The organism is Hyalangium gracile, assembly GCF_020103725.1.
GTDB lineage: Bacteria > Myxococcota > Myxococcia > Myxococcales > Myxococcaceae > Hyalangium > Hyalangium gracile.
Genome location: NZ_JAHXBG010000051.1, coordinates 1 through 18,413, shown reverse-complemented (window position 1 = coordinate 18,413; position 18,413 = coordinate 1). Strand labels below are relative to the sequence as shown.

Here is an 18,413-nt window from a genome sequence, read left to right as displayed (position 1 = left end):
GTCCCGCTGGACGCTCGTCATCTGCCCGGTGATGTTGCTGCTGACCTGGTTCGCGATGCTCGCAATGCTGCCCATGGCTGAATCCTCCGAAAATTCGTTTGCGGAAAAAGTACCGTTACACCCTGATTATCGGCCCGTCCCTCGCGGAGTTTCGTCTTTTCTGATCCGCGAAGTCACATGCCAGCGGATCAGCCCTTCATCTTCCCCAGGGCCGGATTCTTCATCCACGTCTTGAAGGACTCGAGCTCCTGCTTCTTCTTGGCCTCCGGAGACGTCTCCGTGCTGGGAGGCGGCGGCGTGTCGTCTCCGCCCAGGGACATCGGCTTCTTCTTCGCCGGGCCGCTCGACTCGAAGCCATCCTTGGCGGTCTTGGCCGCCGGAGCAGGAGGAGGAGCCGCCGGAGCCGGAGCAGGAGCCGCAGCGGCCGCCGCGGCCACCTCGGGGGCCTTGGTGGCCGGAACCTTGATGTCGTGCTCGGCCGCCACCGCCGCGTACTGCGGCGAGAGCATCGTGATGCGCTCCTGCATGTACTCGAGGAGCGTCATGAAGATCTCAGGAGGAGGAATGGCCGCCGGATCCTTCGACAGGCGCACGAAGGCCTCGGTGAAGTCCTGGTAGAGCCGCTCGTCCAGCGGCACCGAAGGCTCCATGGCCTTGAGCACCTGGATGGACTTGAGCATGCAGGCCCGGATGTTGCCCTGAGCGCTCTTGGACTGCTTCTCGAACTCCGCGAGGATCTTGCCTCGCCGAGCGATCATCTCAGGGGTCTCCTGGGGGACGGCGATCGGCGGGGCCTTCGAATCTTTCGTCGACATGGAAGCAACTTCCTCCTGATTAGGACGGGAGCCAGGGTCTCATTGACGACCTTACCAGAATTTCCGGGAAGCCAAATCGACTGCGCTCCGAAAATTCGAGGCAGTCTGCTATCGACGGGAGAGCGCGCCGATCATCGCCTCGGCCTTGCGCACCACCGGATCATCCTCGGCGGCCAGGCCCGTGGCCTTGCGCAGATCCTCGACGGCCTGGGCCTTCTGCCCCAGGGCCAGCTTCACCTCGGCGCGGCCCACGTAGGCCTGCACGTCGTTGGGAGCCAGCTTGATGGCGACGTCATACGCGGCCAGGGCACCCTGGGCGTTGCCCGCGGCGAGCTCTACCACTCCGAGCGCCTTGGCAAAGTAGGCGTCCGTGGGGTTGACCGCGTAGAGCCCCTGGAAGAGCGTGCGCGCCTCGTTCACCCGGCCCTGGTAGAAGAAGAAGTAGGCCGTCTTGGCGATCGCGTAGAGCTCCTCGTCCGTGTAGCCCCGCACCTCGCGCAGGGTGGCCTTGCCGTCCGCCCAGCGCTGCAGCGCGGCAACCAGCTTCGCCTCGTCCTGGGGGTTGTTGGGATTGGGTGCGGCCATGGCGCTAGTAGCCCTCGTCCTTCTGTTCCTCGCGCATGCGGCGCTGGATCTCCTGCACCTCGGCGTGCAGGTGCCCCATCAGCGACAGCATCTGCGACTCGCGCTGCAGCAGCGCCTTGAGCCTGTCCATGCGGTCCGGCGGCGCGTTGATGCGGGCCAGGCCGCGCTCCAGCATCTGGCGCTGCTCGTTCTCCCCGCGCTCGGCCACCGACTCCAGGTGGGGGCGGTCCGAGAAACCCTCGAGCGGCGCGTCATAGTCGCGAGGGTTGGGCGGCGTGGGCAGCCGCAGCTCCTCGGAGGAATGCGCCGGCCCGATGAAGTCCAGCAGCGCCGCCGAGGCCAGCGCCGGGTTCTTCGGGTTGCCCGCCTTCTTGAGCTTCTTGCGGTTGAGCTGCGACGGGTCGACGAGCTTCTCGCGGACGCTGCGCGGCCCACCCCATGGCCAGAGCGGGGCTTTCGGGGGCTGGTTGTTTATCTTCGCCATGCTGCAACCTCACCTCAGAAGGGGTTCCGCCGTCCAGCCCCCATCAGCGCCGGCCGCCCGCCTGCTGCTCCTGTTGCAGGGCGTAGACGAAGTTGAGGACCTCGGCCACCGCGTCGTAGAGCTCCTCCGGCACCTCGTTGCCCACGTCGATGCGGTAGAGGGCGTTGGCCAGCGGCACGTTCTTCATGATGGGGATGTTGTACTGGCGGGCGATCTCCCGGATCTTCTCCGCCTTGATGCGCATCCCCTTGGCCACGACGCGCGGCGCGGAGTCCTTCTCCTTGTCGTACTTCAGCGCGATCGCGATCTCCGTCTCGTCGTTCATGGGCGCTCGGGATGATAACCGGTGTGGGCCACGTCACGCGCGCGCGGCCGGGCCTTCCTTCAGGCCGTAGACAAAGTTGAGGACTTCGGCCACCGCGTCGTACAGCTCCTCGGGGATGTCCTGGCCCACGTCCACGCGCAGCAGGGCGTGCGCCAGCGGCACGTTGCGCAGCAGGGGGACGTTCGAGCCCCGGGCGATCTCCTTGATCTTCTCCGCCTTGAAATCCAGGCCCTTGGCCAGCACCCGCGGGGCGGCGTCCTTCTCCCGGTCGTACTTGAGCGCCACGGCCACGTGGTCCGGGTTGGTGACGATCACGTCGGCGTCCTTGACGGCCTCCATCTGGGCGCCCTCCATGATCTCCTGGTGCATCTGCTTGCGGTGCGCCTTGTGGTGCGGATCGCCCTCGCTCTCCTTGTATTCCTTCTTCACCTCGTCCTTCGACATCATCATGTCCTTCATGTAGGACTTTCGCTGCCACCAGATGTCGAAGATGGAGAAGAGCAGGAAGACGAGCCCCACGCGGGCGGCCACGCGGTACACCAGCTCGCCCATGACGGCCATGATGCCGGGCACGTCCTGGCGCGCCGTCTGGACCACCATGCCCATGGCGTCGCGCACCACCCCGAAGACGACGTAGCCGGCGATGCTGATCTTCGCCAGGTTCTTGATCAGCTCCACCACCGTCTTCTTCGAGAACATGTTCTTGATGCCCTGGAGCGGATTGAGCTTCTCCAGCTTCGGCATCAAGGTGTCCATGGTGAACAGCGAGCCCACCTGGAGGAACTCGGCCAGCCCTCCCACCACGGCGGCGGCCATGATGACGGGGGCGCTGAGCATGATGACCGACCACACGGCCATCTCCATCATGTGGTAGGTGGCCACCTCCAGCGTCTCCGGCTTGGAGAGCTGAGCGAAGGAGAAACGGAAGAGCGTCTTGAGCTCGTTCTCGATGTTCTCCCAGCTGCTCTTGAAGGCGCCCAGGCCCACGAGGAACACGAAGACGCCCGTCAGGTCCTTGCTCTTCCAGACCTGACCCTTCTTGCGCGCGTCGTCGAGCTTCTTTTGTGTGGGTTCTTCTGTCTTCTCGTCGGACATGACGGACGCGGGTTCAAGAGAGGAGCTTCAGGGCCTGCTTCAGCATCTCCAGCATGGAGACGAACTCCTGCTGGAAGCGCGCGATGATGAGCTGGATGGCCATGGCGGCGATGACCACCGAGACCAGCGGCTTGATGGCCATGGCGATGAAGAAGACCTGGAGCTGGGGCGCCACGCGGTTGATGGCGCCCATGGCCAGGTCCGTGAGGAAGGTGGCCAGCACGATGGGCGCCGACAGCCCCAGGGCGATGCTCAGCATGTCCGCGAAGACGCGGATGGTCAGATCGAAGAAGGGCCACAAGCCGGAGCTGAACTTCGGGAAGCCGTCCAGCGGGATGGCCACCAGGCTGTCGGCCAGCGTCTCGATGATGATGTGGTGCCCGTTGAGCGTGAGGAAGAGCACCACCGCCAGCTGCACCTTGAGGTTGGCGAACAGGGAGACCTGCTGGCCGATCTGCGGCACGTAGAGCTGGGCGTTGTTGCTGCCGGCCATGGTGTCCGCCAGGCCGCCGGCCACGCGCGCCGCGTCGAAGATGACGTTGATGATGAAGGACAGCGACACGCCGATGAAGATCTCCTTCAACAGCAGCGCGATGTAGGGCAGCGCGTTGGTCGGCAGCGCCCCCATGCGGTCGGACACCAGGGGGAAGAGCACGATGGACAGCAGGACGCCCACGCCCATCTTCACCTCGACGGGCACCACCTCGCCGCCGAGGAACGGCGAGAACACCAGCACCGGCATGATCCGGCACAGGAGCAGTCCCACCGTGAAGATGACGAGCGAGAGGTTGGCCTGTTCGGTCAACCTCGAGAGCACATCCTGGACGTTCATTTGATGAGGGCCGGGAACCTGTCGAAGACGTGGAAGGTGAAGCGCACCAGCTGGTGGCCGATCCAGGGCCCCGTCATGGCCAGCACGACGAAGACGATGATGACCTTGGGAGCGAACGTGAGCGTCTGCTCCTGGATCTGCGTGGTGGCCTGGAAGACCGAGATGATCAACCCCACGATGAGGCTGATGAGCACGGGCGGCGCCGAGGCGATGAGCACCAGGAAGAGCGCCTGCTGGGTGATGACGGTCAGTTCATGCATGGCGCGCGTCCTACAGGTAGCCGATGACCAGACCCTTGGCGATCAGGTACCAGCCGTCCACCAAGACGAAGAGCAATAACTTGAAGGGCATGGAGATGGTCGTCGGCGACAGCATGTGCATGCCGAGCGCCAGCAGGATGTTGGCCACCACCATGTCGATGACGATGAAGGGCACGAAGAGCAAAAAGCCGATCTGGAAGGACTCCTTCAGCTCGGACACCACGAAGGCCGGGATGATGATCATGAAGTCCCGGTCGCCGATGTCCTTGCGGTCCTCCTCCTTGCGCATCTTCTTGGCCAGGTGGAAGAAGAGCGCGCGGTCCTTGTCCTTGACCTTCTTGACGAGGAACTCGCGCAGCGGCTCCTTGGCGCGGTTGGCGCCCTCCAGCAGCGTGCCCACCGTCTCCGAGGAGAGCAGCGCCGGCCCCCGGGCCCAGATGTCCACCTCCGCCGCCTTGTACATGGCCTGTCCCACCGGGGCCATGATGTAGACGGTGAGGATGATGGCCAGGCCGGTGATGACCTGGGTGGGCGGAATCTGCTGGGTGCCCAGCGCCGAGCGGACGATGGAGAGCACCACGGAGATCTTCACGAAGCTCGTCACCATCATCAGCACGAAGGGGACGAGCGACAGCGCCGCCAGCGCCAGGATGAGGATGAGCGGGCGCGAGGCGAAGGACTCGGAGCCCGTCAGCGACTGGGTGACGTTGTCGGGGATGGCCTCCCCTCCCCCACCGCCTTTACCTTTCGCGGCGAGAGCCACGGCCGGCGTGAGCGCGACCGCGGAGGCATAGAGCCAGGGAGTGAGGCGGGACAGGGACTGGCGCAGGGACGTGGTTCTCACAGGGGACGATTCTCAGGACCGAGGGGGCGTGGAGCCGGTCCGGCGGGAGAGGAGCTTCTGGAGGAAGGGGCTCAGGGGGACGACGTTGGCGGCGGGCGGACGCTCGGAGCGGATGCGCTCCACGGCCTGGGTGTCCAGCTTCGACAGGAGCTGGAGGCCACCCTCGCCGCTGCCCACCAGCAGGTACTCGTCCGCGGCCTTGAGGACGATGAGGGCCCGGCGCTGATCGAGCGGCACCCGCTCCACCACCGACACCAGGGCCTGGCGCCCGCCGCCCACGGCCTGCAGCCCCATCAGCCGGCGCAGGCCCACGTTGAGCGTCAGGTAGATGCTGGCCAGCACCGCCAGCAGCAGCAGCACCGTGCGCGCCAGCGTCCAGCCCAGGCTCTCCTGCTCCTCGCCCACCGGCGGCGTCTCGAAGGGATCCGGAAGGTTGCTGCCCGGGGGCGCCGTCACGACGGGCGCCGCCACGGGGGAAGGAGCCGGAGCCGGAGGCTCGGCGGAGGGCTGCGCGGAGGCAGGTGCCGCCACGGGAGCCGAGGGGACCGCGGGCTGCGCGGGAGCCTGCGCCGAAGCGAGCGGCGGCGCGAGGAGGAGCCACGCGCAGGCCACCAGGGCCCCGCGCGCCTTGGAGAAGAAGGAGACCACCATGAGTGGAAGCGAGGCTAGTCCATTCGGCGGCGGGACCGCCATGGCTCGACCCGGGTTCCCGGCTTCTCCGAGCCCGCCCGCCTGCCTGCAGGGCCTAGCCGGCCAGGGAGAGCACCCGGACGCCGAGCTGGCCCTCCACCTCCACCAGCTCGCCTCGGGCCACCACCTTGCCATTGACAGAGAGCTCCACGGGCTCTCCAGGCGAGCGGTGCAGCTCGATGACCTGTCCTACCTTCATGGCCACCACCTCGTCGGCGGTGACGGGCACCCGGGCGAGCTCCACGGCGAGCTGCAGCGGAATGTCGGCCAGTAGCTCGCCCCCCTCGGGCTTGTTCGAGTCCAAGGCATCCCCTTCCGAGTCCGGAGGCATCTCGTTCTCCGGATTGGTGAAAGCTTCTTCCGGCTGGGCTCCCTGCCCCGCCTCATCGGCCTGCGGCAGCACGCGCTGGAAGGCCGGCTCGCCGATGATGAATTCCTTGAGGCGCGCCTTGTACTGGCCGTCCTCGACGAAGACCTCGGCCATCACCCGGGAGCTGCCCAGGCCCACGCGCAGCGTGGCCTTGCCCGGCTCGCCGCGGTCCGGCCGCGCCGTCAGCGCGTCCATCAGCACCACATCCTTCACACGGATGTAGGCCAGATCCGAGCTGGCGATCTCCGCCTGGCCGATCTCCGCGCGCAGCCAGGTGCGCACCGTGGACAGCAGCCGCAGGTTGGCCTTGGCGTCGGCGAGCAGCCGCGCCCGCTTCTCCGCCTCGCCGCGGCTCTCGTCGGCGGCGCCCATGACGGAGGACGGGACGATGAGCCGCACCATGCCCGAGTGGGGCCCCACGGTGATGTTCGCGTGGATGATCAGCAGCTGCTCTTCCTCGCCGAGCTTCGCGGCGGCCTCGTCCACGCTGCGCGCCACGGACTCGTAGCGCAGGCGCGGCACGGTGGGCTCCAGGGAGGGCGCCAGGGCCTTGAGCGCCTCGAGGACGACGAAGCCCATCACGCCCTCTTCGATGTCCGTCAGCGGCCGCAGGCCCACCGTCTCGCCGGCGCCACCCAGCAGCATGTCCACCAGGTTGTGCGCGAGCGCCAGCTCCACCTCCAGCACCACCCGGCTCTTGAGCGCCCCCGGGGCGAGGACCGTCAGGAAGGAGGACTCGGCCAGGTAGCGGCGCAGCTCCGCGACGGGGCGGATCTGCATGGAGACCAGGGACAGGCGGGAGTCGGCGTCGAAGAGCGCCTTGATGCGGGCGTACAGCGGCTCCACCGCGTTGGCGGGCGGCGCGAGCCGGTGGAGACGGGCGATGAGCTCGGTCTGCGGGCGCTCCACCCGCTCCAGGTTCTTGAAGCGGAACGGCTTCCAGGGCCTCTCCGAGTGGATCTGCCGCAGATCCACCAGCATCGTCCGCTCGTGGTATCCGGGCTCTTCATCCGGCCCAAAAGTCATGCGCGAGCCTCGAAGCGCAGCTCCTCGAGCTTCAGGCCGCGGCCCTGCAGGGCGCTCTTGAGGCCCTCGCTCTGCTCCTCGATCATCTTCAGCACGTCACGGTCGTTGCCGCTGAAGACGGCCTGGATCTTCCCGTTCTTCGCGCTGAGCTTGATGGACAGGCCGCTGAGGACGTTGCTGCGCAGATCGATCTGGAACTCGGCGGCGCCCGCGCCGTTGGTGCCCACGCGCACCCGCTCGACGATCTTCTGGGCGATCTCGTTGGCGATGGCGCGCAGCTTGTCCGAGCCGGCGGTGGGCTTGGGCTTGGCCACCGGCACCGGCGCCATGAGGGCCGGGTTGAAGCGGAAGCCCGCCGCCGCGGCCGACTCACCGCCCTGCTTGCCGTCCTTGTTGTTGCCGCCGCTCTGGCCCCCGCCGGAGTCCGCGTCCGACTTGAGCTCGCCCTTCTGGGCGGAGCGGCCGGCGCTGCGCAGCGCGTCGCTGCGCTCGTCCGCCTTGGTGTCGCCCTCCGCCTTCGCGTCCGAGGTGCGCGACTCGCCGCGAGCCGAGGTGGTCGCCTGGCCCTCCTTGCGGTCCGCGGTCATCACCTCGCCGTGGGCGGTGTCCGTCGCCTTGCCCTCGGCCATCTTCTCGGCCTCGCCGGTGTGCGCCGTCTGCACGCGCTCCTCGACGTTCCTGGCCTCCTGACGGCCCTGGGCCTTGCCGGACTCCTGGCGCTGCGCGGCCTGCCGGGTGTTGGCACCCTCCTGCTGGCGGACCTCGGTGCCCTGCCCCTCCTTGAGGCGCGCGAACACCTGCTGGGCCAGGCTCTGCTTCGTCTCCTGCTTCTGCTGGGTCTGCGCCTTGGTGGTCTGGCTCTGCTGCACCAGCTTCGAGAAGGCGTTCTCCCCGGCGCGCGCGTCCTTGGACTTGGCCTCGGCCTTCTGCTTCTCCTGAAGCAGGCGCTGCGCAATCTGGTCTGCCCTGCGATCGTCTTCGACTCGGCTCATCGCTTCGTACCTGAGGAGGGGGGGGAGAGGTTACTTGCGCTGCCGGGCCAGGAACAAGGCATTGCCGATCTCTTCCTGGGTCAGCTCCTCGCGCTGCTGGCGCTCGTGCTTCACCTGCTTCTTCCAGTTCTCCTTGTGCTTCTCGATGGCCTTGAGCTCCTTGGCCGCCTCCGCCATCTCCCGACGCCGCTGCTCGACGAGCCGCTCGGCCACCTTCACCGCTTCCTTCTGACGCTCGATGTCGAGCGCCACCTGCGCCTCCTCGTCCTTGAGGCGCTGCTCGAAGCGGCTCATCATGTTCATACCGTTGATGCCGGCACCCTTGGCCATGACCTCGTTGAGGTATGCCATGACCTTCTGCTTGCGCTCGGCCTTGCGCCGCTCGAGATCGTCCTCGAGGCGCTTGAGCTCCTGCTTCTCCTTCTCGAGGGCCTTGATGGACGCGGAGAACGCCTGTTCAGCTTCCTCCTTGGCGCGGGCGCGCATCTCCAGGAGGGTCTCTAACCGGTACTGGGGCATGGGGTCCCCATCCTAACCCGGAAAACCCCGTTTCGTCAGTCCTGGAAGAGTCCGATGAGCTTCTCGACTGTCTCCTCGAAGGGCGAGTTCGAGTGGGTGTCCTGCTTGAGGAAGTCGATGATGGCGTCGTACTTGTCGATGGCGTAGTCCGTCCGGGGGTCCGTGCCGTACTGGTAGGCGCCCAGGAGGATGAGATCTCTCTGCTTTTCGTAGGTGGAGAGCGTCTCGCGCAGCTTGCCGGCCGCCTGCTTGTGCTCCTTGGAGACGATCCCGCTCATCACACGGGAGAGGCTGGCCAGCACGTCCATCGCGGGCCACTGGTTGCGCTCGCCCAGGGCGCGGTTGAGGATGAAGTGGCCGTCGAGAATACCTCGGACTTCGTCGGCGATGGGCTCTTCCATGTCACCGCCGGCCACCAGGCAGGTGTAGATGGCGGTGCACTTGCCCTTGTCCGAGTTACCCGTGCGCTCGAGGATGCGCGGCAGCATGGAGAACACGCTGGGCGGGTAGCCCTGGCGGGCCGGGGGCTCGCCGATGGCCAGGCCAATCTCACGCTGGGCACGCGCCAGACGCGTCACCGTGTCGAGCATGAAGAGGACGTTGCCGCCGCGCTCGCGGAAGTACTCGGCGATGGCGGTGGCCACGTAGGCGGCGCGCAGACGCACCAGGCTGGGCTGGTCGGAGGTGGCGCACACCAGCACGGCGCGCTTCATGCCCTCCTCGCCCATGGCGTCCTCGATGAACTCGCGCACCTCGCGACCACGCTCGCCGATCAGCGCGACGACGCTCAGGTCCGCCTGGGTGTTGCGGGCGATCTGTCCCATCAGCGTGGACTTACCGACGCCGGAGCCGGCGAAGAGGCCCACGCGCTGGCCCTCGCCCACCGTGAGCAGCCCGTCGATGCAGCGCACGCCCAGGGGCAGCGGCCGCTCGATGCGCTGGCGCTTGAAGGGGTCCGGGCAGTCGCGGTCCACGGACCAGTCGAGCATGCCATCCGGCAGCGGCTTGCCGTCGATGGGCTCGCCGGTGCCGCCGAGCACGCGGCCCAGCAGCTGGTCTCCGCACTTGATGGTGAGCGGGTTGCCGGTGGGGATGACTTCGCTGTCCGGACCGATGCCGGACAGCTCGCCCAGGGGCATGAGCATCACCTCGTCGCCCTGGAAGCCCACCACCTCGGCCTTCACCTTGGCGGCGCGGGCCTTGATGTAGACCACCTCTCCCACGCGGACGTTGGGCACGCTGGCCTTGACCACCAGGCCCGTCAGCTCCGTCACGCGGCCCCGGACCCGCAGGAGCGAGGACTCCTTCAGCAGCGCGTAGTAGTGCGAGAGATCGATCGCCATGGCCCTACGCCGGTCCTTCCTTCTTCTTGTTGGGGTCGGGCAGCAGGACGTTCTGCAGCATCTCGAACTGCGTGGGCAGCTGCGCGTCCACGGTGCCGAACTCCGTCTGGACGATGCAGCCCACCGACGACACCTCGGGGTCCTCGCGGATGGCGAGGTCCACCGCGCGGCCGATGAGCTCCATCAGCTCCGGCTTGCGAGCGCGCAGCACCTGCGCCGTCTTGGGGTGCACCCTGAGCACCATGGCGCGCGCGTTGCGGATCTGCTCGATGGCCGTGGCGCACATGTCGATCATCAGCTCCGGCTGACGCTCCACGTCGCGGCCGATGACCTTCTCGGCGATCTTCATGGCCAGGGCGATGATGTCCCTCTCGTTGTTGGCCAGCATCTCCCCGGCCTGCATCTTGGCGCGCAGCAGCACCTCGGTGGACTGCGCCAGCCCCTCCTGGCGGCCCTGCTCGCGCGCCTTGGCCAGCACCTCCTCGCGCTCGCGCTGGGCCTCGGCGAGGATGCGCTCCTTCTCCCGGTTCGCATCCTCGATGATGGTCTGGGCGCTCTGGCGGGCCTCGAAGACCTCGGCGTTCATCACGCCCGCGCGAGCGGGGCGCTGCACCAGGGAAGGCCGCTCGTTCGCGGCGGCGGCCTCGCCCGACCCATCACCTTTGATCACCTTGCCGATCGCCATGGACAGCTCCTTGCAGACCGGATGCTAACGCGATCCGCCCCGAGGTCCACGCCCCGAGTTGCCATCCGGCCCGGGCCGGGGCCGGCGCTGCACGGCCGTCCCCTCTCCTCGCGCCGCGGGGATTCCCCCTCCGGAAGAGACCGAAGGCTTGCCCGAAAGGACGCGGGGCGGGCGCTCTGGCTCATCGGCTGTAAGTGCAGGACGCACCCCGGTCCGCTGGCTGCGGACCGCGGGCGAGGAGATGACGCGAGAGCCGTCGGGATCCGTCGTCACGTGGGCCCGCTCCACCGGCCGAGGCGGGATGCGGGCGGGCGGAACGGGGCGCCGCTCTCCCTCCCGCTCCCGGCGGGGCGCGGGGGCCGCTCCCACCTCGGGCGGAGGCTTCCGGGGGCCGGGGCGGGAGATGTTCGCGCCTTCCGCGGGAGGCTGTCGGGTGCTGGAGCGGGAGACCTCCACCTCGGGCGGAGGCTGTCGGGCGCCCACGCGTGAGCCATCCCGGGCGGGAGGAGGGCCGATGCGGGCTCCCGTGGGATCCGGCGCCACCTTCGAGTCTTTCCGGGGAGGGACACCGACGGTGGACTCACGCCGGGGAGGGACACCGACGGTGGACTCGCGCGGAGCCGCGCGGAGCTTGCGCGAGGGCTCCGGCCCCTCGTCTCCCAGGGGCGCGATGCGCGACTGCTCCCGGACCGGAGGCGGCTCGCGGGTGGACAGGGCGCCGGCACGGCGGGCGGCGCGCTCGGCCATGGGATCGCGGCGCTCGTTGGCGCTGGCCTGAGGGGACGCCCCGCCCACGGCACCCGCGCGACGAGCCTCGCGCTCGGCCATGGGATCGCGCCGAGGGGAAGGAGCGGGCCCGACGGCGCTCGCGCGCTCCGGAGCGGGCCCCACTCGGGAGGGAACCGGCTCACGCGCGGCCGGCGGCGGGGCCTTGGCAGGAGGAGGATTCAGCGCCGGGCGCTGCGGAGTGAGCCGCACCGGGCGCTCGATGAGGCCCCGGTTGGCGAGCCGCTCCAGGTCCGCGACGATGTCCGCGCGCCCGCCATCCGTGGTCCGCGAGACGGGCTTGGAGCGCTCGTCCCGGACCCACTTCGCCAGCAGGCTGCCGAACTCACCGCGGTGGCGCTCGAGCATGCGCGCGGCGAACTCCGCGGACTGGGACACGCACGCGCGCGCCAGGCGCTGGGTGCCCGCGCTGCGGATGGCGGCCGAGAGGTTCTTCAGCCCATCATGCGCCGCGAGCTGCTCCTTGGCCTCCTCCTCGGGCAGCTTGCGAGGCGCGTTGGCCTGCACCGACTTGGAGGCCAGCTGCTTCTGATCCGGCGGCAGGGCGGCGATGAGCGGCTCTCGCTGCGCCTCCTGCAGGCCCGCCAGCGCCGGCCCCAGCACGCGCGCCCCGAGCCGATCACAGACGGTGAGCAGCTCGCGCGGCTGCAGCATCAGCACGTCGCTGAACTTGAAGGCGACCTGCGAGCCCGCGCTGCGCGACAGCCGCTCCTCGAGCTTCCAGCGGACGATGTCCAGCACCTGCGGGCGCACCTCGCGGGTGAGCTTCACCGGCTTCTGCGGCAGGTGGGCGCGCACGGCCTCGGCGAGCACCGCGGGCAGCGCGCGCAGCACCACCTCCACCAGCGCGGCGCGCTCGTTCTTGATGAGGGCCGCCAGCTTCTCCGGCTCGGCGCTCCACAGCTGGCCGCGCCGGTCCTTCATCAGCTTCTTGATCTCCTGCACGAGCAGCGGGATCCGCTTCTCGCGAGGGATCTGCATGATCTCCTGCGCGCGATGGGACAGCAGCTCCCCGTCCTCGGGGGCGAGGAACTCGAGCGAGGCGACACCCTCCTGACCGCCGAAGGTGATGGCGGTCAGCAGCAGCATCGTCTGGCGTTTGTTGAGCGAGGTGAAGAATTGATCCAACGGTCACCTCGCGGCCCTCAGGGCCCTGGGTTCGATGCGGGAGGCACCGGGAGAGAGTCCGCCTCAGCCCTGCCGACGCGCGGGCCGTCCGGCCGAGCCGCCGCCGCGCATGAGCACCCAGGCCGACAGGCCAATCATGCCCAGCACGAAGATGGAGACCAGCGCGACGACGACGCGGAACTCGCTGGCGCTGGCCGCCGTCATCCGCAGGCCGAACACGTCCTGGAGCCGGTTCTCGGGGTTGGTCTCCGCCACGGGCGCCAGCGCCGGCGTGAGCAGCACCGTCACCTTGTCCGGCTTGAGTTCCTGCACCGCCGAGGCGACGAAGTTCTGCACGTCCTTCTCCGTCAGCGGCGGCTTGCCCTCGAGCGTGGGCCGGTAGCGGATCATCACCGAGGCGGAGGGCATCGGCTTGCTCTCCGGCTGGGTGAGATCATTGGTCTCCGGGATGTTGACGATGACGTTGGACTCCAGCACGCCGTCCACCTTGGTGAGGGCGTTGGAGACCTCGCCAGCCACCGCCTTGAGCATCATCGCGCGCTCTTCGGCGGCGGTGGGCACCATGCTGCCCTTGGCGAAGTGGTTGAAGCCCTTCTCCATCGGGCGCGGCAGCGAGTTGCTGCGCAGCAGCTCCGCGGCCTGCGCGGCGTCCGACTTGGACACCACGATGGTGAACATCATGTCCTTGCCTTCGCCCGATGCGAGCTTGGTGGCGTTGATGCCGTTCTTGCTCAGCAGGACGTAGATTTCGTTGGCGTCCTCTTCCGTCAGGCCGTGCTGCAGTTCGATGGAGCAGCCCGCAAGGAAAAGCAGCGCGAGGAGCGGAATGAGAAGCTTGGACGATCGATGAGTCATGTGCGGGGCCTAGCTTAGCGGCGCCGCCCTTCCGTTCCAACATGGGTCCGGAAAACGTGGAAGGGCGACCCCTGCTCAGAGGGATCGCCCTTCCTGGCGCCGCCCGGGTGAGGGGCAGGCAGCGGAGCTACACCTGGGTCTTGACGACGTCCTTGAGGCCGCTGGTGGCCTTCTCGACGACCTTGCTCGTCAGGTCCAGCTCCTGGGTGTACTTGTACATGGAGGCCTGGAGCGACAGCAGCTCGCCGTTGGAGAACTCCTTGCCGTTGATGCCGGCGTTGATGAGCTTCTCCAGGTTGAGCTGGCCCTTCTCCAGCGAGGTGACGACGTTGGACATCATCCCGCCGGCCTTGCTCGTCTCCGGCTTGGCGTCCACGGGCTGCGCGGCGCGCGCCGTGATGGACTCGGAGTTGGCGCCGTTGACCTTGTTCAGGCCGGCCTTCTCCGTCTTGTTGACGGTCTCGACCTGGCGGACCTGGTCGGCCTTCTGCGTGGCCTGGGCCTTCTGGGCGGCCTGGGCCGCCTGCGTGGACTGAACCTGCTCGGCTCCGCCCGCCGCCTGGGCCTTGTTAGCGAGAGCCGCGTCGAACTTCGAGGCTCCCTGCTTGTTCACCTGCTGCGCGCCCTGATCCTGCAGCTTCTGCTGCGCGATCTGTGCGGCCGAGACGCCTGCCATCGGACCCGCCATGTGACTGCCTCCTTGCATCGTCCGAGGAAGCGGGAGCTTCCTCATCGTCTAGAAGTTCCTTGAGCCGCTCGATGGCCCTCGCGTGAAGCCGCGAGGCCCAGCTCTTCGACTGCCCGATCTCCGACCCCGCCTCTTCCAACGTCTTGCCGTGGAAGTAGTACCCCTGCAACAGCTGGCGCTCCTTCTCCGGGAGCTGATCGATCGCCGCCCTCACCCGCCGCTTCAACTGCTCCATCTCCAGCCGCTGATCGGCCGGCAGCGACTCGTCCACGTACCCCGCCGAGTCCGCCCCTTCCAGGCTGGTGGCGAACACCATCGCCAGCCCCGTCACCGCGTTGGAGATGTCATTCACATCATCGTCGAATGACCCTCCGCGGTTGCCTCCTCCCTGCTCGCGGTCCGACAAATTTCCAAGGTAGGCGGCCGCCCGCTCTCCCACGAACGCCCCGCGGGCATCCGCGCCCTTCAACACCCCCATCTTCCTGAGGCCGTCGAAGATGGCACCTTTGATGCGGTAGTGGGCAAATGTGAGGAAGTTGGCACCTACCTTGGGATCAAACCGGTCCGCAGCCTCCAACAGGCCAATCTGGCCGTAGGCGACGAGTTCCTCGATCTCGAGCTGGGCATTGAACTGCTTGCGCACGGTCGCCGCCAGCGACCGCACGTAGGGCCCGTACTTCTCGAGGATGGCCTTCTTGTCGTCTCCGAAACCCAAACGCCGCTCACTCGGCCTTCGACCACAGCCGCTCGAGAACCTGGTTGAGCCGAGGATCCTCCTGGAGCGCGTCCGCGATCTTGCTCGAGAGAGAGGAGGACTTCATGTGCAGCTTCTCCTTGAGCACCTCGGCGACGAGCTGCCGCGTGGCCTCCTCCTTGTTCTTGAAGCCGCCGTTCTTGAGCTGCTTGGCAATGGCCATCGCCTGGGCGGAGATGGGGTCCGCCGCCTGGGCGCCCTGCACGTTCGAAGAGCCCACCAGGCCCGAGGGGGCCACCAGGGACTCGGCCTTGTCGACCTTGCCCCCGAAGCTGCCACCGCCCACGGGAGCCTTGCCAGACGCGCCCTTCGCGCCGCCCGCCCGGCCCTTGCCACCGCCACGTCCGACTCCACCGACAGCCATCGCCAGTCCTCCTGAACTTCAGCGCATTGTACGCGCTACTTCTTGGGCGGGGGCAGTACCCCCGCCTCCTTGGCTTCCATGAGGGCGCGCGCGAGCCGGGCGCCATCGCCCTCGGGCTCGAGATCCATCGCCGCCTTCAGTTCCTTCATCGCTTCCGGGACCTTGCCCAGGAACAGTAGCGCTTCTCCAGCATGCGCGCGCGGCAGGGCGGACTGCGGGGCCAGTCGCTGGGCTGCCCGGTAGGCTTGCAGGGCCTTGTCGTGCCGGCCCTGGGCGAACTCCAGCGCGCCGAGCGCCAGCTGGGGAACCTCGCTCTTGGGCATCAGCAGGGCCGCGCCCGCGAAGATCTCCTTCGCCTTGTCGAACTTGCCCATGTCCAGCCAGATGTAGCCAGCCTCGAGCAGGATCATCGCCTGCTGTTTGGCGACAGGAACCAGGCTGCCAGCAATCTCCGAAGCAGACTCCGCCATGAACCGCGCTCTCCTTTGCAGGGGCCCGGAAGGAAGAAGGGCGGCACGAGCGCCGCCCTCCCTCCTGCTCCGAACCCGTCCGCCAACAGCTTAGCGGATCAGCGGATGTTGCCGACGGCGTTCTTCGCCGTCTCGTGGCGGACCTTCATCACGTTGGAGACCGCCTGGTACTTCTGGGACTCGTTCTGCATCACGGACTGGAGCTTGATGAGCTCCTTCTGCTGCGAGAACATGCTGGCCAGCTCACCGTTGAACTCGGAGCCCGAGTTGCCGGTGTTGCCGCCCAGGAAGTTCGGGCCGCTCGTGCCGCCGCCGGTGCCGGGGATGCCGACGCCGCCGGTGCCGCCCACGGTGGTGCTCACGGAGGGCACGCCCACCGTGCTCACCGCGCCGCCGCCGCCGCCGCCACCCGCGCTCGGGAGCGTGCCGGTGTACGGGGTGGTGGAAGAGCCCGGGACGCCGTTGGAGGTCAGCGTCGTCATCGAGGAGACCGCCGCCGAGACGATGCCGCCACCCGGAACCATGCCGGCCGCCAGGCCGACGCCGCTGGCCACCGCGCCCGCCGCGTTGTTCACACCGGCCTGCACGCGAGCGCCGAAGCTCATGTCAGGGGTCTGCCGGGGCACGGACAGGTTGGCAGACAACCGGGGAGTAGGACCCATCAAACCGTCGACCTTCATTTTTTCCTCCAGCGTACGGACACTTCAGAAAGGTTCAGAGCCCGGCCAGCCCGGCGCTCTCATTGTAATTATCGCCGATCACGCGCCTGGGTTGCCTCAGCCCCCGAGAATCCCGACAGATCTGACACCTACATCAAGGATTCCAAGGGCTTACGCGCTACCGGCGGCCCTTGTTGGCCTGGGCCTCGGCGATCAGCCGCTCCCGGGTCTCCAGGAGGATGCCCAGCAGCTCCTCGGCGTTGGAGAGCGCGACCTGGACCTTCTTGCCGTGCTCCACCTTGGGGCCCTTGAGGACGCCGAGGCTCTCCTTGATCGGAGTGAAGAGCCCCTGGACCTCCTCGGCGGTGGCGCGCTCGATGAAGGACTCGATGGCCGGATAGGAGGGCGTGGGAAGCGGCTCGGGAGCGGGGGCCTGCTGCTGCTGCTTGGGGGGAGGCATCGTGGGAACGGTCTCCTGTCAGTGCGCCATCCAGGCGATCGGCGCGAAGCGAACTCCCAGGACGGTAAGAGAAAAGTCCCTCCCTGTTCAAGCCGGCCGTCATACGCCTTGGGGCGCCTTTCTTCGTTCGCGCGGCAACGTGGCCGCCTGGCGACGCCCGGACAGCGAGCATGGGCGCGGCGTTGCCCAGGGTGAGCTGTTCCTGTCTGCGAGCGCACCTAGGTTTTTCCTAGCGGGGGACGCGCACCGCACCCGCCGCACTCACCGAAATCCAATGGGGGAGACTTCCATGACGAAGAGACTGATTGGGCTGTTCGCGTCCGTGGCGCTGATGGGCTCTGGCGTGGCCTTCGCGAACAATGATCCTTCGAAGAAGCAGGACGCGCAGCAGACGCAGAGCCAGGGAGCCACCGGCGGCTCGGGCAGCCAGGTGGGCCAGAGCGGGATGAACACCCAGCTGAGCGGCAACCAGCTCTCGGGCCGCGTGGTGAAGGCGAACAAGAAGACGGTCTGGCTCGAGCACGCGGGCGCCATCGTCCCGCTGAAGATCGACAAGAACACGCAGTTCGCCGATCCGAGCCTCAAGCAGGCCCAGGACATCAAGGAGGGCGATCAGATCCGCGCGTCCTTCGAGGTGCGTGAGACGGAGAACGTGGCCACCAGCATCCAGAAGTCCACCGACGCCGGCATGGGCGGCAGCGGCACGGAGGTCATGTCGCCCGACTCGTCCATCAACCAGTCGCCCGGCACCCTGCCCTCGAATGACGGCACCGGCGGCAGCGGGCTGGAGCCGGATATGGGCTCGGGCTCGGACGTCAACGACAGCACCGGCGGCAGCGGGATTGGCTCGGACTCCGACATCCAGGGCGGCAGCGACCTGGGCACGGGCTCGGATGTGAACAACTCGAACAAGCCCAGCGGAGACTTCTAGTCACACGCTTCCGGGTGGCTCCTCGCGAGGGGAGCCACCTGGCGCTCGCTCGGGCTCGAGACCCGCAATCCCCGCTGGGATCGCGGGTCTTGGATTTTGCGGAAGCGTGACGTGGCGAGCCGCTCCTTCCGCATTGACGGAGTCCTCCGTAAACAGCTAGATGCCGCGCACTCGAATGGTGAGGCGCGCAGGCGTCGCATCGTTCCACGGGGGTGTCATGGTAGCGGGTGGTCCCAGCCACCAGGAGTATCGCCTCGGCAAGCATGGCCGCGAGTCCCGCGGAAACCAACGCCAGGCGTTACTCCCTGCGCAACGCTCCGCCAGCCCCATCCGTGACTGCTGAAAGGACCCCTCTCACATGCCCCCCTCCGCAGAGCCCATCGTCTCCATCAATGAAGTGACCAAGGACTACCACCTGGGAAAGGTGGTGGTGCCCGCGCTGCGGGGCGTCTC

Annotated in this window: 23 protein-coding genes; 1 reads left to right on the top strand and 22 read right to left on the bottom strand. The window is 67.8% G+C overall.

What is annotated here, in order from left to right:
• Nucleotides 1-188 precede the first annotated feature (188 nt).
• The 22 genes from KY572_RS46545 to KY572_RS46440 all read right to left on the bottom strand — a co-directional run bounded on the left by KY572_RS46545 (nucleotide 189) and on the right by KY572_RS46440 (nucleotide 17,029).
• Complete coding sequence (locus KY572_RS46545; RefSeq protein ID WP_224250270.1) at nucleotides 189-815, bottom strand: hypothetical protein; 627 nt, start codon at nucleotides 813-815, stop codon at nucleotides 189-191.
• A gap of 108 nt (nucleotides 816-923) precedes the next feature.
• Nucleotides 924-1,400 carry a SycD/LcrH family type III secretion system chaperone gene (locus KY572_RS46540; RefSeq protein WP_224250269.1) on the bottom strand — a complete coding sequence of 159 codons (477 nt, stop codon included), beginning with the start codon at nucleotides 1,398-1,400 and terminating at the stop codon, nucleotides 924-926.
• Nucleotides 1,401-1,404: 4 nt separating this feature from the next.
• On the bottom strand, nucleotides 1,405-1,884 hold the full coding sequence (locus KY572_RS46535) for a hypothetical protein (protein ID WP_224250268.1): 480 nt from the start codon (nucleotides 1,882-1,884) through the stop codon (nucleotides 1,405-1,407).
• Nucleotides 1,885-1,927: 43 nt separating this feature from the next.
• The gene (locus tag KY572_RS46530; protein ID WP_224250267.1) at nucleotides 1,928-2,209 is read right to left on the bottom strand and encodes an EscU/YscU/HrcU family type III secretion system export apparatus switch protein; all 282 of its coding nucleotides are present in this window, start codon (nucleotides 2,207-2,209) and stop codon (nucleotides 1,928-1,930) included.
• 33 nt (nucleotides 2,210-2,242) lie between these two features.
• The gene (gene sctU, locus KY572_RS46525; protein ID WP_224250266.1) at nucleotides 2,243-3,304 is read right to left on the bottom strand and encodes a type III secretion system export apparatus subunit SctU; all 1,062 of its coding nucleotides are present in this window, start codon (nucleotides 3,302-3,304) and stop codon (nucleotides 2,243-2,245) included.
• Between the two features lie 13 nt (nucleotides 3,305-3,317).
• Nucleotides 3,318-4,136, bottom strand: a complete 819-nt coding sequence (locus KY572_RS46520) for a flagellar biosynthetic protein FliR (RefSeq protein WP_224250265.1) — start codon at nucleotides 4,134-4,136, stop codon at nucleotides 3,318-3,320.
• The gene (fliQ, locus tag KY572_RS46515) at nucleotides 4,133-4,396 is read right to left on the bottom strand and encodes a flagellar biosynthesis protein FliQ (protein WP_224250264.1); all 264 of its coding nucleotides are present in this window, start codon (nucleotides 4,394-4,396) and stop codon (nucleotides 4,133-4,135) included. Before fliQ ends, KY572_RS46520 begins: the two co-directional genes overlap by 4 nt.
• Before the next feature lie 10 nt (nucleotides 4,397-4,406).
• Nucleotides 4,407-5,240 (bottom strand): type III secretion system export apparatus subunit SctR, encoded by an 834-nt coding sequence (sctR, locus tag KY572_RS46510; RefSeq protein ID WP_317987999.1) that lies wholly within the window; start codon nucleotides 5,238-5,240, stop codon nucleotides 4,407-4,409.
• Nucleotides 5,241-5,252: 12 nt separating this feature from the next.
• Entirely contained in the window at nucleotides 5,253-5,891 is a 639-nt protein-coding gene (locus tag KY572_RS46505; protein WP_224250263.1) for a flagellar biosynthetic protein FliO, read from the bottom strand.
• Between the two features lie 94 nt (nucleotides 5,892-5,985).
• On the bottom strand, nucleotides 5,986-7,326 hold the full coding sequence (sctQ, locus tag KY572_RS46500; protein ID WP_224250262.1) for a type III secretion system cytoplasmic ring protein SctQ: 1,341 nt from the start codon (nucleotides 7,324-7,326) through the stop codon (nucleotides 5,986-5,988).
• Nucleotides 7,323-8,318, bottom strand: a complete 996-nt coding sequence (locus KY572_RS46495; protein ID WP_224250261.1) for a flagellar hook-length control protein FliK — start codon at nucleotides 8,316-8,318, stop codon at nucleotides 7,323-7,325. Before KY572_RS46495 ends, sctQ begins: the two co-directional genes overlap by 4 nt.
• Nucleotides 8,319-8,348: 30 nt before the next feature.
• Nucleotides 8,349-8,837 carry a flagellar assembly protein FliH gene (locus KY572_RS46490; RefSeq protein ID WP_224250260.1) on the bottom strand — a complete coding sequence of 163 codons (489 nt, stop codon included), beginning with the start codon at nucleotides 8,835-8,837 and terminating at the stop codon, nucleotides 8,349-8,351.
• 35 nt (nucleotides 8,838-8,872) lie between these two features.
• Nucleotides 8,873-10,180, bottom strand: a complete 1,308-nt coding sequence (gene sctN / locus KY572_RS46485) for a type III secretion system ATPase SctN (RefSeq protein WP_224250259.1) — start codon at nucleotides 10,178-10,180, stop codon at nucleotides 8,873-8,875.
• Between the two features lie 4 nt (nucleotides 10,181-10,184).
• On the bottom strand, nucleotides 10,185-10,865 hold the full coding sequence (locus tag KY572_RS46480) for a FliH/SctL family protein (protein ID WP_224250258.1): 681 nt from the start codon (nucleotides 10,863-10,865) through the stop codon (nucleotides 10,185-10,187).
• A 24-nt stretch (nucleotides 10,866-10,889) separates the two neighbouring features.
• Complete coding sequence (locus KY572_RS46475; RefSeq protein WP_224250257.1) at nucleotides 10,890-12,779, bottom strand: hypothetical protein; 1,890 nt, start codon at nucleotides 12,777-12,779, stop codon at nucleotides 10,890-10,892.
• Between the two features lie 63 nt (nucleotides 12,780-12,842).
• The gene (locus KY572_RS46470; protein ID WP_224250256.1) at nucleotides 12,843-13,634 is read right to left on the bottom strand and encodes a type III secretion protein; all 792 of its coding nucleotides are present in this window, start codon (nucleotides 13,632-13,634) and stop codon (nucleotides 12,843-12,845) included.
• A 127-nt stretch (nucleotides 13,635-13,761) separates the two neighbouring features.
• Nucleotides 13,762-14,247 (bottom strand): ATP-dependent helicase HrpB, encoded by a 486-nt coding sequence (locus KY572_RS46465; RefSeq protein WP_224250255.1) that lies wholly within the window; start codon nucleotides 14,245-14,247, stop codon nucleotides 13,762-13,764.
• Nucleotides 14,204-15,037 (bottom strand): sigma-70 family RNA polymerase sigma factor, encoded by an 834-nt coding sequence (locus tag KY572_RS46460; RefSeq protein WP_224250254.1) that lies wholly within the window; start codon nucleotides 15,035-15,037, stop codon nucleotides 14,204-14,206. The genes KY572_RS46465 and KY572_RS46460 overlap by 44 nt, the downstream gene beginning before the upstream one ends.
• Nucleotides 15,038-15,044: 7 nt before the next feature.
• Entirely contained in the window at nucleotides 15,045-15,440 is a 396-nt protein-coding gene (locus KY572_RS46455) for a hypothetical protein (protein WP_224250253.1), read from the bottom strand.
• A gap of 35 nt (nucleotides 15,441-15,475) precedes the next feature.
• Nucleotides 15,476-15,910: a tetratricopeptide repeat protein gene (locus tag KY572_RS46450; RefSeq protein ID WP_224250252.1), complete on the bottom strand. Its 435-nt coding sequence runs from the start codon at nucleotides 15,908-15,910 to the stop codon at nucleotides 15,476-15,478.
• A 98-nt stretch (nucleotides 15,911-16,008) separates the two neighbouring features.
• Nucleotides 16,009-16,515 carry a hypothetical protein gene (locus KY572_RS46445; protein ID WP_224250251.1) on the bottom strand — a complete coding sequence of 169 codons (507 nt, stop codon included), beginning with the start codon at nucleotides 16,513-16,515 and terminating at the stop codon, nucleotides 16,009-16,011.
• Between the two features lie 232 nt (nucleotides 16,516-16,747).
• Complete coding sequence (locus KY572_RS46440) at nucleotides 16,748-17,029, bottom strand: hypothetical protein (RefSeq protein ID WP_224250250.1); 282 nt, start codon at nucleotides 17,027-17,029, stop codon at nucleotides 16,748-16,750.
• Nucleotides 17,030-17,318: 289 nt separating this feature from the next.
• Here KY572_RS46440 and KY572_RS46435 point away from each other — a divergent pair, with 289 nt between their 5' ends.
• Nucleotides 17,319-17,960, top strand: coding sequence for a hypothetical protein (locus KY572_RS46435; protein ID WP_224250249.1), 642 nt, complete (start codon nucleotides 17,319-17,321; stop codon nucleotides 17,958-17,960).
• The last annotated feature ends 453 nt before the right edge of the window (nucleotides 17,961-18,413 follow it).